The sequence below is a fragment of the Actinomadura sp. 9N215 genome (assembly GCF_044326345.1).
GTDB lineage: Bacteria > Actinomycetota > Actinomycetes > Streptosporangiales > Streptosporangiaceae > Spirillospora.
The window spans coordinates 39318-52671 of sequence record NZ_JBIRBA010000015.1 but is presented as its reverse complement, the minus strand read 5'-3'; the positions used below and the strand labels follow the sequence as shown (position 1 = coordinate 52671).

Genomic DNA, 13354 nt, shown 5'->3' with positions numbered 1-13354 from the left:
CGAGCGGTTCAGCCGCGCGGGCCAGCCGGACCGTCGAGCGGAGCTCGTCCTTTGAATGGTGGTGGGTGGGGGCTGGAGGACGGTCCGGCGAACAGGTCGCGCTCGCGGCGCCCGGGGCCGACCGGGCCCGGCTCGCCCGCCTGGAGGATGTAGTACTCGGTGCCGAACGCCTGCTGGCCCAGGTTGTTCGACAGCGCGAAGAACGGCCCGACCTGCTCGGGCGCCACGACGATCTGGGTGCGGTGGGCGCGCAGGGCGGCGAGCTTGGCGGGCAGGTGGACGCGGGCGTCCACGACGGTGGTGACCTGCCCGTCGGGGACGCCGGAGCCGAGCTCGTCCAGCCCGGCGACGCGCGCGAACGGCAGCTTCGCCTCCCGCATCACGGCGATCGCGCGGGCGAGGACGGTCCGCGGCGTGGCGTAGGCGTAGAACTTCGCGGCCCGCCACGGCTCGGCGCCGTCGTCGTAGCCGGGGTCGGCGGCCAGCTCGAACGCCCGCCACGCCACGCGGTGCGCCTGGATGTGGTCGGGATGCCCGTAGTTGCCGCGCTCGTCGTAGGTGACGATCACCTGCGGCCGGACGTCCCGGATGACGGTGACGAGGTCCCGCGCCGCGGTGTCGACGTCGGCGCGCCAGAAGCAGCGCGGGTCGTCGTTCGTGGGCGCGCCCATCATCCCGGAGTCGCGCCAGCGGCCGGGCCCGCCGAGGTAGCGGTGGTCGCGGACGCCGAGCGCCGCGCACGCCGCCGCGAGCTCACCGATCCGGTACTCGCCGAGGCGGTCCTCCTTGTCGGACGCCAGGTGGCGCAGCTCCTCGGGGATGACCTCGCCCTCCTCGCCCAGCGTGCACGTGACGAGACAGACGTGGGCGCCCTCGGCGGCGTACTTGGCCATGGTCGCCCCGGTCCCGATGGACTCGTCGTCCGGATGGGCGTGGACGAACAGGATCCGCGGCTCCTTCATAGGAAACGAGCCTACTCAGAGCCCGGAGCGCGTTGGATGACCGCCCTGCCCGGGCGGGTTGCACCGTCCCGGACCAGCGGCTCAGGGGGCGGGAGGCGGCTCGCCGCCGCCACCACCGCCACCACCGCCACCGCCACCGCCACCGCCGGTCGGGGTCGTGTTCGTCGGCCCGGGCGTCGGCGTGCCGTTGTCGGTCGGGGTGGTCGGCGGCGTGCCGTCGTCCGTCGGGGTGGTCGGCGGGGGCTCGGTGTCCGGCGGGGGCGTGTTCTCGCGCGTCTTGGTGCGGGTCGGCGTCGGCTCGTCCTCGTCGTCGGTGGTAGGCGTGTCCGTGGGGGACTCGGAGTCGCTGACCGACGGCGAGACGGGCGTGGACGGCGAGTTGTCCCCGCGGGTCGCGAAGTACACCCCCACGACCACCGCCAGGACGGCGATGGCGGCGATGGCCGCGACCATCGGCCACTTGGACTTGCGCTCCGGCTCCCAGTCGTCGTAGCCGGTCCGGCCGCGTCCTGGCGGCGGGCCCGCCCCGTACGGGGAGCGGGCGGGCGGCATGTTCCCGGTGTAGTCGGCCGGGGACACGCGGCGGGTCGCCCCGCCAGGCGGCTGCGTCCGGCCCGCCGCCGCCATCCCGGCGCCGGCGATGCCGCCCGCCGCGAGCGTGGAGCCCTCCGCGAGCATCGTGTTGGCCTGGGCGGGGTCGTCCATGCGGGTCCGGCCGTCGCCGCCGGGGCCGCTGCCGATCAGCGCCATCATCAGCTGCTGCGCGGTCGGCCGCCGCTCCGGCTCCTTGACCAGGCACGCCGCGATCATCCGGTGCAGGTCGGCGGGCAGGCCGTCCAGCGAGGGCGGCTCGTGCATCACCCGGTTGATCACCGCGACGACGGTGTCGTCGCCGAACGGCGGACGCCCGGTCGCGGCGAACACGATCGTCGTGGCCCAGGCCCACACGTCCACGGCCTCGGTGAGGGTGGCGCCCGCGACCTGCTCAGGCGCCATGTAGGACGGCGTGCCGATCGCCTTGGTCGCGTTGGTCTGGTCGGTGTCGAAGGCCCGCGCGATGCCGAAGTCGATCACGCGCGGGCCGTCCGGCGCCATGATCACGTTGTGCGGTTTGAAGTCGCGGTGCACGATCCCGGCCTGGTGGATCGCGACCAGCGCCGTCGCGGTGCCGATCGCGAGCCGCTCCAGCGTCGCCCCGGAGATCGGGCCGCCATCGGTGACCTGCTTGAACAGCGAGGGCCCCGGCACGTACTCGCTGGCGATGTACGGCTGGTCGCCCGCGACGTCGGCCTCCAGGACCTGCGCGGTGCAGAACCGCGCCACCTGCTTGGCGGCCTGCGCCTCCCGGACGAACCGGTTGCGCGCCATCGCGTCGACGGCGAGATCGGCGCGCAGCAGCTTGATGGCGGCCTTGTTCCCGGAGGCGTCGACACCGGCGTAGACGACTCCCTGGCCGCCCTCGCCGAGCCGTTCGACGATCTCGTACGAGCCAAGCCGCCGGGGATCTCCCGGCTGCAGCTCCGGCATTGACCACTCCTCAGAGCGCGACGACAAATGTGCTTGGGGAAGCTTTGAGCTTACGCGAGGCCAGGGCGCCGGGGACGTGACATTCCCGGCTCACCAGGCGACGACCCGTGATCATAGGGGCAGCGGGCCGCCGCGCGCCCGACTTCCCGCGCTCTCCCCGCCCCGCTTCCCCACCGCCGCCCTACGGCGGGGCGATCTCCGGCTGGCAGACTCGGGTGCCATGAGCATCAGCTATCCGCGGCAGAGCGCCCGCACGCGAAGGTTCAGCCTCGGCGTCCCGCGCGCCTTCCAGATCGCCCCGGACGAGTCCCGGGTCGCGTTCCTGCGCACCAGGGCGGGCGACGATCCGGTGACCTGCCTGTGGACGCTGGACACCCGCACCGGCGAGGAGCGGTGCGTGGCCGACCCGGCGGCGCTCGACGTCCCCGGCGAGGAGAACCTGCCCGCCGAGGAGCGGGCCAGGCGCGAGCGCGCCCGCGAGCAGGCGGGCGGCATCGTCGGCTACGCCACCGACCGGGCCATGCGGCAGGCCGCCTTCACCCTGGCCGGACGGCTCTACGTCGCCGATCTGGACACCGGGATCGTCCGCGAGCTGCCCGCGCAGGAGCCCGTCTTCGACCCGCGCCCCGACCCGGCGGGCCGCCGGATCGCGTACGTGTCGGGCCGGACGCTGCGCCTGATCGAACTGGACGGCTCCGAAGACCGGGCGCTCGTCCAGCCGGAGTCCGAGCAGGTCTCCTACGGCCTCGCCGAGTTCGTCGCGGCGGAGGAGATGGACCGGATGCGCGGGCACTGGTGGTCCCCGGACGGCGCCACGCTGCTGGCCGCCCGCGTCGACGAGACGCCGGTGCTGCGCTGGCACATCGCCGACCCGGCGAACCCGGAGTCGCCGCCCGCCGAGATCGCCTATCCGGCGGCGGGCACCCCGAACGCGCTGGTGTCGCTGGTGCTCTTCAAGATCGACAGCGACCGGCCGGACGCGCGGGCCGCCGTGGCGTGGGACCGCGGCGAGTTCCCCTACGTCGTCACGGCCGCGTGGGACCGGCACGGGCTGCTGATCGTCGTCCAGCCCCGCGACCAGCGGTCCCAGCGGGTGCTGAGCGTCGACCCCTCGAACGGCGAGACGACCCTCCTGCACACCGAGCACGACCCGGTGTGGACCGACATCGTCCCCGGCCTGCCCGCCCGGACGGACGGCGGCGACCTCGTCTGGGTCACCGAGGACCGCGCGACCGCGACCCGGCGCCTCACCGTCGGCGGCGAGCCGGTCACGCCCGGCGGGTTGCAAGTCCGGTCTGTCCTCGGTGTGGACGGCCGGTCGATCCTTTTCGCCGCGTCCGAGGAGCCCACCGAGATCCACCTGTACACGTGGAACGACGGCGAGGTCGCCCGGCACACCGAGGGGCGAGGCGTCTTCGGCGGGACGGCGTCCGGCGAGATCACCGTGGTCGCGGGGGCGCGGCTGGACCGTCCAGGGTCGGAGGTCGAGGTGCGGACGCCGTCCGGCACCCACCCGATCGTGTCGCTCGCCGAGACGCCGGTGATCACGCCGCGGGTGGAGCTGCTGCGGTCCGGCGACCGCGAGATCCGCACGGCGGTGCTGCTGCCGACCGGGTGGCGGCCGGGGGACGGGCGCCTGCCCGTCCTGATGGACCCCTACGGCGGGCCGCACGCGCAGCGCGTCCTCGCCGTCCAGCGCGCGTACTGCGAGGCGCAGTGGCTCGCCGACCAGGGCTTCGCCGTCGTGATCGCGGACGGCCGCGGCACCCCGGGACGCGGCCCCGACTGGGACCGCGCCGTCCGCGGCGACTTCGTCGAGCCCGTCCTGGAGGACCAGATCACCGCGCTGATCGAGGCGGCGCGCCGGAACCAGGCCGCGTTCGACCTCGACCGCGTCGGCATCCGCGGCTGGTCGTTCGGCGGCTGGCTCGCGGCCCTCGCGGTTCTCCGCCGCCCGGACGTGTTCCACGCCGGTGTCGCGGGCGCGCCGGTCACCGACTGGCACCTGTACGACACCCACTACACCGAGCGCTACCTGGGCCACCCCGACGAGGAGCCGGAGAACTACGCCGCCAACTCCCTCATCGGGATGGCCGGGGAGCTGAAGCGCCCGCTCATGATCATCCATGGTCTCGCGGACGACAACGTCGTCGCGGCCCACACGCTGCGCCTGTCGTCGGCCCTGCTCGCGGCGGGACGGCCGCACACCGTCCTCCCCCTGTCGGGCGTCACGCACATGACACCGCAGGAGGTCGTCGCCGAGAACCTGATGCACCTCCAGGTGGACTTCCTGAAATCCGCCCTGACCCGGTGACCTCCTCGGCGCTCAGGCGCCGTGCCAGGAGCGCCAGAGCGCCGCGTAGGAGCCGTCCGCGGCGATGAGTTCGTCATGGGTGCCGAGTTCGGTGATGCGGCCGTCCTCGACGACGGCGACGCGGTCGGCGTCGTGGGCGGTGTGGAGGCGGTGCGCGATCGCGACGACCGTCCGGCCGTCGAGGACGGCGGCGAGCGAGCGCTCCAGGCGGCGGGCCGCGCGCGGGTCGAGGAGCGAGGTCGCCTCGTCCAGGACGAGCGTGTGCGGGTCGGCGAGGACGAGCCGCGCCAGCGCGAGCTGCTGCGCCTGCGCGGGCGACAGCGTGTCGCCGCCCGAGCCGACGCCGGTGTCGAGGCCGGGCCCGTCCCAGTCGACCGCCGCGAGGACCCGCTCGACGTCGGCGTCGGACGCGCCCGGACGGGCCATCACGAGGTTCTCGCGGAGCGTCCCGCGGAACACGTGATGCTCCTGCGTGACCAGGGCGACGTGGCCGCGCAGCTCGTCCAGCGGCAGCTCGACGAGCGGCACGCCGCCGTCCATGCCGACCGTGACCGCGCCGGAGCGCGGGCCGTCCACTCCGGCGAGCAGGCGGCCGAGCGTCGACTTGCCCGCGCCGCTCGGCCCGACCATGGCGAGCCGTTCACCGGGTCTCAGGTCGAGGTCGACGCCGTGCAGGACGTCCTGTCCCGGCCGGTAGGCGTAGCGCACGTCACGGGCCGTGAGCCGCTCCCCCTCCGGCCTGCGCCCGTTCGGCGTCCGGTCTGGCGGGACGGTGCCGACGCCCAGGATGCGGGCCAGGGACGCGCCGCCTAGTTGTAGCTCGTCCAGCCAGGACAGCAGGGTGTCCACCGGCTCGATCAGCTGCTGCGCGTACAGGGTCGCCGCGGTCACCTGCGCGAGCGACGCCATGTCGTGGATGTAGAGGAAGCCGCCGACCACCAGGGTCGTCGCGACGGGCAGCACGAAGCCGAACTCGGCGACCGGGAACAGCACCATGCGCAGCCGCAGCGTGTACCGCTCGGCCTTGTACGAGCGGGCGATGTCGGCGTCGCCGCGGGCGTGGCGGCGGTCGGCGAGACCGAGGGCCTCGACCGTCCTGGCGCCCTGGACGGTCTCGGTCAGCCCGTCCGCTATCTGCGACCAGGCCTCGTTCTCCCGCAGGTAGCCGCCGTGCGCGCGGGGCAGGTACCAGCGCATCACCGTCCACAGCATCGGGACGGCGACCAGCGCGGGCAGCGCGACGAGCGGGCCGTTCAGCAGCAGCGCGCCGACCGTGAACGCGCTGACGACGATGGCGACGAGCGTCTCCGGCATGGCGTACCGGACGGACGTGGCGAGGGTGTCCACGTCCCGGGACGCGCGGGTGACCAGGTCGCCGGTGCCCGCCCGCTCGACCCTCGACAGCGGCAGCGCCAGGACGCGGTCGACGAACTCCTCGCGCAGCTCCGCCAGCACGCGCTCGCCCAGCCGCGCGGACGCGAAATAGGCGTACCTGGTCAGCACGGCCTGCACGATCACGAAGCCGGCGATGGCGAGGCCGGTCGTGTCGATGTCGGCGCGGCCGTCGCGGACGTCCTCGACGAGCGCGCCGAGCAGCCACGGCGTCACCAGGCCCGTCACGGTCGCGAGCGCGTGCAGGGCCAGGACGACGGCGAGGTCGCGCGGATGCCGCACGACGAGGCGCCGCGCGTACGCGCGCACCTGCGCGGGCGTCGCGACCGGGAGTGTCTCGGCGCTCACCGTCCCGCCCTTTCCGCTGGTTCGGCCGCTTCCCCCCGGGTGACGGTGGCCGCGTAGCGCGGCTCCGTCTCCAGCAGGTCGCGGTGTGTTCCTTCTGCGACGATCTGGCCCTTGTGGACGAAGGCCACGTGGTCGGCCCGGTCCAGCATGAGCGGGCTCGTCGTGCAGATCACGGTGGTGCGTCCCGCGCGCGCTGGGCGGAGCCTGTCGGCGATGCGCGCCTCGGTGTGCGCGTCTACGGCGCTGGTGGGCTCCACCAGGACGAGGACGTCCGGGTCTGCGGCGAGCGCCCGCGCTAGACGAAGACGCTGTTGCTGGCCGCCGGAGAACTCGCGCCCGGCCTCCGCCACATGCCCGTCCAGTCCGGAGGACTCGACGATGTCGTCCGCGCATGCGGCATGGATCGCCGCACGCAGTGTCGCCTCGTCGCCGTCCGGGGCGAGCGACTCGGCCAGGGGCCCGGCGAAGAGCCGGTCCTCGTTCACCGCGACGAGGATCCGCTCGCGGACGTCCGCCACGGCGGCCAACGGGACACCGCCGAAGTCGACCTCGCCGGGCGCGTACCGGCCGAGCCGGTCGGCGATCGCCTGCGCGTCGCGCGGGTCGCCCGCCGCGATCGCGGTGACCCGTCCCGCCCGCACGACCAGCCCGGACGCGATGTCGACCAGCTCCGCGCCCGCCGCCGGACGGGCCGTCCCCGCGGCGGGCAGCTCGGGGTCGAGCTGCAACAGCGTGGTGACCCGGCCCGCCGCCACCATCCCCTTGGTGATCTTGCCGGCGGCCTCGCCGAGGGTCTTCAGCGGGACGATCAGGAAGACGGCGTAGCCGTAGAACGCGACCAGCTCGCCGACGCCGATCGTCCCGTTCACGGCGAAGCGGGCGCCGACCCACGTCACCAGCGCGATCAGCAGGCCGGGGAGCAGCACCTCGGCGCCGCTCAGCCGCGTCTCCGCCCGCGCGGCCGCCACCCCCGCCGTCCGCACCCGCTGCGACTCGGCGCTGTAGCGGCGGGAGAACAGCGGCTCGCCGCCGATCCCGCGCAGCACCCGCAGCCCGGAGACCAAGTCGGTGGCGTGCGTGCTCAGCTCGCCGACGAGCTCGCGGTGCGCCAGCTCCCGGTCCCGGTACGGACGCAGCAGCGGCGCCGCGATCACGAGGATCAGCGGGACGCCGATCAGCACGATCAGGCCGAGCGGCGGCGACGTCGACAGCAGGATGCCCGCCACGACCACGATGGCCACCACGGCGCCCGACCCCCGGGAGACGATGTCCAGGGTGTCGCCGATGTGCGAGACGTCCGACAGGCCGATGCTGACCACCTCGCCCGCGCTCAGCCGCTTCGGCAGCGTCCCGCCGAGGCGGGTGGACTGGCGGGTGACGAGCTGGACCGTCCGGTACGCCGCCGACAGCCAGTTGAACACGGCGAGCCGGTGCCGGAGGGCGCCGGTCACCGCCTGCGCGACGCCGAGGCCGAGCAGCACGCCGCCCCACAGCAGCAGGGCGTGCTCGTCCCGCGCCGCGACGCCGTCGCCGATGGCGCGGCCGATCGCGGCGGGCATCAGGGCCTGGCTGAGCATCCACAGCACGCCGAGCAGCGCGCCGCCGGTGCAGCTGCGCCATTGGACGCGCAGCAGCCACAGCAGAAAACGGGCTGGGGTTCTGTGGTCAGGGCCGCCAGGATCTTTCTCCGGCAACGGCTTCACGGACGAAGGTTATGCGGTCGATCGTCCAAAGTTCGACTGGTTTTTCAGCAGGCGCGGACGGGTTCCGGACAGTCCGCAACCATCTCTTCGGATGCGCCCCTAGGGTGCGCCAGTCCGTTCGGACGCGCTAGGGTCGAACGAACGGAGCGACGCTTCCCCTCGCTCCTTGAGCCGGGAACCCGGCGGCTAGGCCAATGCCGCTCCCCCGGCGCGGCCCCTTCCGCTCCCCTGCGGCCGCAGGAATAAAGCGGACCGTGTACGCCGTTGCCAGTGCCGTCGCCAGCCCGACTTCGGAAGCCTTTTGTGAGCACCATCAGCCGACAGACGCATTCCTTCACGCCCGGGGCGGGGGACAGGATCGAGCTGCTCCTCATCGACGACGACCCCTCCGACGTCCTCATGGTCGAGAAGATGCTCGCCGAGAGCGGCCTGGACGTCGGCATCGCGGTCGCCGGCGACCTCGCCACCGCGCGGCGGACGCTGACGCGGCGCACCCAGTGCATCCTCGTCGACCTGTCCACCGCCGGCATCGACCGGCTGGAGGGGCTGCGGCAGGTGCTCGCGCTGTCCGGGGCGGCGGCCGTCGTCGTCCTCACCGGGCTGGACGACGCGCACCTCGGCGTGCAGGCCGTCGCCGCCGGAGCCGAGGACTACCTGGTCAAGCAGGAGGTCGACGCGCCGCTGCTGGCCCGCGCCGTCCGCTACGCGATCGAGCGCAAGCGTTCGGAGGAGACCGAGCGGCGGCTGGTCGAGGCCCGCATCCTCGGCCGCGAGAACGCCCGGCTTGAGCGCGGCCTGCTGCCCGTCCCGCTGATCGACGACCCTTCGCTGCGGCACCACACCCGCTACCGTCCGGGACGGCGGCGGGCGCTGCTCGGCGGCGACTTCTACGACACCGTGCAGACCGAGGGCGGCGCCGTCCATCTGATGATCGGCGACGTCGCGGGCCACGGCCCGGACGAGGCGGCCCTCGGCGTCCAGCTCCGGATGGCGTGGCGGACGCTCGTGCTCGCCGGGCACACCGGCGAGCAGCTCCTCGGCACCCTCGACACCGTCCTCGGCCACGAGCGGCGCAGCGAGGAGATCTTCACCACACTCTGCATGATCACGATCGCGCCGTCCCGGCGGACCGCCCGGATGCACCTCGCCGGGCATCCCGCGCCGCTGCTCTTCCGCGAGCCGCCCACGCCCGGATTCCCGGGGGCGGGCGGCTTCGAGGTCGCGGCGCTGCCGGAGTACGCGCACGGGCCCGCGCTCGGCCTGGTGCCCGGCGCGGAGTGGCCGACGACCGAGATCGACCTCGGCGAGTCGTGGAGCCTGCTGCTCTACACCGACGGCCTGATCGAGGGGCGGGTCGGCGAGGGCTCCGAGCGGCTCGGCACCGACGGCCTCGTCGGGCTGGCGCGGGCGGCGCGCGGCGGCGGCGTCGCCGGACGGTCGCTCATCGACGAGCTGGTCGGCGAAGTGGAACGTCTCAACGGCGGCGCGCTGACCGACGACCTGGCCGTCCTTCTGCTGTCCCGGCAAAGCTGACGCCCCTGTCGCTCAGGTCACTCTCCGGGCCGGTTCCCGGACGTCCTGTGAAGTCACTCACCTGCCTGTTTGTCGCAGAAGGGGCTTGATGCCCGTTCCGCTTTCCTCATAGCCTGTGGCTATCGAAACGAGTGCTCCGATGACTTGGAGTTCTTACCCGAGGCGGTCGTAGCGTTCGCCGTGTGGCTATAGCGATACCCGCGATCTACCGGTCGACCGTCGGCAAGAAGGCCGTCATGGCCGTGACCGGCGGCGTTCTCGTCGCGTACCTGATCGCGCACATGGTCGGGAACCTGAAGATCTTCTTCGGCGCGGAGGACTTCAACCACTACGCGCACTGGCTGCGCACGCTCGGCGAGCCCGCGGTGCCGCGCCGCACCGTCCTGACGCTGATCGAGGTCGTGCTCGGGGTGTCGGTCGTGCTGCACATGTGGTCGGCGGTGTCGCTGGCACGGCGCGCGTCCGCCGCGCGGCCCGTGAAGTACCAGTCGAAGAAGAAGTCGCACGCGCAGGGCTACGCCGTACGCACGATGCGGTACGGCGGCGTCATCATCGCCGTGTACGTCGTCTGGCACCTGCTGGACCTGACGTTCCTCGTCGTGAACCCCAAGGGCTCCGACGCCACCCCGTACGAGCGGGTCGTGGCCGACTTCGACCCGTCCCGCTGGTACATCACCGTCTGGTACGTCCTCGCGGTCGTGCTCGTCGGCCTGCATCTGCACCACGGCGTCTGGAGCGCGTTCCAGACGCTCGGGCTGCGCACGCCGCGCCGCGAGCGGGCCCTGCGGGGGCTCTCCGCGTCCGTCGCCGGGCTGGTCACGCTCGGCTTCGTCTCCGTCCCCCTGTCCATCACGTTCGGGTGGGTGAGCTGAACATGAACGACGCCTTCTACACGTCCGGCGAGCCGATCGCCGACGGCAAGGCCCCGGCCGGCCCCATCGAGGACCGCTGGACGACCCGCAAGTTCGAGGCCAAGCAGGTCAACCCCGCCAACAAGCGCAAGAAGAAGATCATCATCATCGGCACGGGCCTCGCGGGCGGCTCCGCCGGGGCGACGCTCGGCGAGGCCGGATACCACGTCGTCCAGTTCTGCTTCCAGGACTCGCCGCGCCGCGCCCACTCCATCGCCGCGCAGGGCGGCATCAACGCCGCGAAGAACTACCGCAACGACGGCGACAGCGTGTACCGGCTGTTCTACGAGACGGTCAAGGGCGGCGACTTCCGGTCCCGCGAGTCGAACGTGCACCGGCTCGCCGACATCTCCCGCACCATCATCGACCAGTGCGTCGCGCAGGGCGTCCCGTTCGCCCGCGAGTACGGCGGCCTGCTCGACAACCGCTCGTTCGGCGGGACGCAGGTCTCCCGCACCTTCTACGCGCGCGGCCAGACGGGCCAGCAGCTGCTGCTCGGCGCGTACCAGGCGCTGATGCGGCAGGTGGACGCGGGCAACGTCGAGCTGTACCCGCGCCACGAGATGCTCGACCTCATCATGGAGGACGGGCGCGCGCGCGGAGTCGTCGTCCGGAACCTCATCAACGGCGAGATCAAGCACTACACGGCGGACGCCGTAGTACTGGCGTCCGGTGGCTACGGCAACGTGTACTTCCTGTCCACCAACGCGATGGGCTCGAACGTCACCGCGTCCTGGCGCGCCCACCGGCACGGCGCGCTTTTCGCCAACCCGTGCTACACGCAGATCCACCCGACGTGCATCCCGGTCAGCGGCGACCACCAGTCCAAGCTGACGCTGATGTCGGAGTCGCTGCGCAACGACGGCCGCGTGTGGGTGCCGAAGAAAGGCGGCGACACCCGGCGTCCCGGCGACATTCCCGAGGACGAGCGCGACTATTACCTGGAGCGCGTCTACCCGTCGTTCGGCAATCTCGTCCCGCGCGATATCGCGTCCCGCGCGGCGAAGAACGTGTGCGACGAAGGACGCGGCGTCGGCCCCGGCGGGCTCGGCGTCTACCTCGACTTCGCCGACGCGATCGAGCGGCTCGGCCGGGACAAGGTCGAGGCCAAGTACGGCAACCTCTTCGAGATGTACGAGCGCATCACCGGCGAGAACCCGTACGACACGCCAATGCGCATTTATCCCGCCGTCCATTACACGATGGGCGGCCTGTGGGTCGACTACGACCTGGAATCGACTATCCCCGGCTTGTTCGTCATCGGCGAGGCGAACTTCTCCGACCACGGCGCGAACCGGCTCGGCGCGTCCGCGCTGATGCAGGGCCTGGCGGACGGCTACTTCGTCCTCCCCAACACCATCGGCGACTACATCGCCCGCAACCCGCTCCAGCCGGTCGCCGACACCGCCGTCACCGAGGCCGAAGACAGGGTGCGGGCGCGCATCGACAGGCTGCTGGCCGTCGACGGCGACCGCTCCGTCGACTCGTTCCACCGCGAACTCGGCCACATCATGTGGGAGTACTGCGGCATGGAACGCGCCGAGGAAGGGCTGCGCAAGGCACTCGACCTCATCCCCGCGCTGCACGCCGAATTCTGGGAGCGCGTCAAGGTCACCGGCAAGGGCGAAGAGCTCAACCAGCAGCTGGAAAAGGCCGGACGCGTCGCCGACTTCTTCGAGCTGGCCGAGCTGATGGTCGTCGACGCGCTGCACCGCACCGAGTCCTGCGGCGGCCATTTCCGCGCCGAAAGCCAGGACGAGGACGGCGAGGCCAAGCGCGACGACGACAACTTCGCCTACGTCGCCGCCTGGGAATGGGCGGGGGAACACGAAAGGCCCGTCCTGCACAAGGAAGCGCTGAACTTCGAATACGTCAAGCCGAGTCAGAGGTCGTACAAGTGAAGCTCACACTGCGCGTCTGGCGCCAGAGCGGCCCGGACGACAAGGGCGCGATGGTCGAGTACGAGCTCGACGGCATCTCCCCCGACGCGTCGTTCCTGGAAATGCTGGACGTCCTCAACGAGAAGCTCATCGCGTCCGGCGACGAGCCCGTCGCGTTCGACCACGACTGCCGCGAGGGCATCTGCGGAATGTGCTCGCTCGTCATCAACGGCACCCCGCACGGCCCGGAGCGCAACACGACCACCTGCCAGCTCCACATGCGCAAGTTCGAGGACGGCGAGGTCATCGACGTCGAGCCGTGGCGCGCCGCGGCGTTCCCCGTGGTGAAGGACCTGGTCGTCGACCGTTCGGCGTTCGACCGGATCATCCAGGCGGGCGGCTTCATCACCGCCCCGACCGGCACCGCCCCCGAGGCGCACGCGACGCCCGTCCCGAAGCCGGACGCCGACCAGGCGTTCGAGGCCGCCGAGTGCATCGGCTGCGGCGCGTGCGTCGCGGCCTGCCCCAACGGCTCCGCCGCCCTGTTCCTCGGCGCCAAGGTCACCCACCTCGGGCTGATGCCGCAGGGCCAGCCGGAACGCTGGGACCGGGTCGTGTCCATGCTCGGCACGCACGACGAGGAGGGCTTCGGCGGCTGCACCAACACCGGCGAATGCACCGCGGCCTGCCCGAAGGGCATCCCCCTCGACGTCATCGGCCGCCTCAACCACGACTACCTGAAAGCGACCGCGGGCGGAAGGCGGCACGTCTCCTAGTGTGGAAG

The 13354-nt window shown here is 72.6% G+C and carries 9 protein-coding genes; 5 read left to right on the top strand and 4 right to left on the bottom strand.

Translation table 11 applies throughout. The features are described from left to right. Positions 1–8 precede the first annotated feature (8 nt). Together mshB and ACH34T_RS24030 are read right to left on the bottom strand one after the other, a co-directional pair. Positions 9–962, bottom strand: a complete 954-nt coding sequence (gene mshB, locus ACH34T_RS24035; protein WP_396023151.1) for an N-acetyl-1-D-myo-inositol-2-amino-2-deoxy-alpha-D-glucopyranoside deacetylase — start codon at positions 960–962, stop codon at positions 9–11. An 81-nt stretch (positions 963–1043) separates the two neighbouring features. Further along, positions 1044–2489 (bottom strand): serine/threonine-protein kinase, encoded by a 1446-nt coding sequence (locus tag ACH34T_RS24030; RefSeq protein WP_396023150.1) that lies wholly within the window; start codon positions 2487–2489, stop codon positions 1044–1046. Positions 2490–2709: 220 nt separating this feature from the next. On the opposite strand from ACH34T_RS24030, the gene ACH34T_RS24025 reads away from it, so the two are divergent. Beyond that, positions 2710–4803, top strand: coding sequence for a prolyl oligopeptidase family serine peptidase (locus ACH34T_RS24025; RefSeq protein WP_396023149.1), 2094 nt, complete (start codon positions 2710–2712; stop codon positions 4801–4803). Between the two features lie 12 nt (positions 4804–4815). Here the strand turns inward: ACH34T_RS24025 and ACH34T_RS24020 are convergent, their stop codons facing one another. Beyond that, entirely contained in the window at positions 4816–6543 is a 1728-nt protein-coding gene (locus ACH34T_RS24020; RefSeq protein ID WP_396023148.1) for an ABC transporter ATP-binding protein, read from the bottom strand. Beyond that, positions 6540–8246 carry an ABC transporter transmembrane domain-containing protein gene (locus ACH34T_RS24015; RefSeq protein ID WP_396023147.1) on the bottom strand — a complete coding sequence of 569 codons (1707 nt, stop codon included), beginning with the start codon at positions 8244–8246 and terminating at the stop codon, positions 6540–6542. The genes ACH34T_RS24020 and ACH34T_RS24015 overlap by 4 nt, the downstream gene beginning before the upstream one ends. Positions 8247–8549: 303 nt before the next feature. Here ACH34T_RS24015 and ACH34T_RS24010 point away from each other — a divergent pair, with 303 nt between their 5' ends. The 4 genes from ACH34T_RS24010 to ACH34T_RS23995 all read left to right on the top strand — a co-directional run bounded on the left by ACH34T_RS24010 (position 8550) and on the right by ACH34T_RS23995 (position 13346). After that, the gene (locus ACH34T_RS24010) at positions 8550–9779 is read left to right on the top strand and encodes a PP2C family protein-serine/threonine phosphatase (RefSeq protein ID WP_396023146.1); all 1230 of its coding nucleotides are present in this window, start codon (positions 8550–8552) and stop codon (positions 9777–9779) included. Between the two features lie 182 nt (positions 9780–9961). Next, positions 9962–10651, top strand: coding sequence for a succinate dehydrogenase cytochrome b subunit (locus ACH34T_RS24005; RefSeq protein ID WP_396023145.1), 690 nt, complete (start codon positions 9962–9964; stop codon positions 10649–10651). Positions 10652–10653: 2 nt separating this feature from the next. Beyond that, complete coding sequence (locus ACH34T_RS24000; protein WP_396023323.1) at positions 10654–12591, top strand: fumarate reductase/succinate dehydrogenase flavoprotein subunit; 1938 nt, start codon at positions 10654–10656, stop codon at positions 12589–12591. Next, the gene (locus tag ACH34T_RS23995) at positions 12588–13346 is read left to right on the top strand and encodes a succinate dehydrogenase/fumarate reductase iron-sulfur subunit (RefSeq protein ID WP_396023144.1); all 759 of its coding nucleotides are present in this window, start codon (positions 12588–12590) and stop codon (positions 13344–13346) included. The genes ACH34T_RS24000 and ACH34T_RS23995 overlap by 4 nt, the downstream gene beginning before the upstream one ends. Positions 13347–13354: the final 8 nt, after the last annotated feature.

Coding starts and splice junctions, on each gene's coding strand:
- mshB (WP_396023151.1), bottom strand. CDS start 962: ATGAAGGAGCCGCGGATCCTGTTCGTCCACGCCCATCCGGACGACGAG.
- ACH34T_RS24030 (WP_396023150.1), bottom strand. CDS start 2,489: ATGCCGGAGCTGCAGCCGGGAGATCCCCGGCGGCTTGGCTCGTACGAG.
- ACH34T_RS24025 (WP_396023149.1), top strand. CDS start 2,710: ATGAGCATCAGCTATCCGCGGCAGAGCGCCCGCACGCGAAGGTTCAGC.
- ACH34T_RS24000 (WP_396023323.1), top strand. CDS start 10,654: ATGAACGACGCCTTCTACACGTCCGGCGAGCCGATCGCCGACGGCAAG.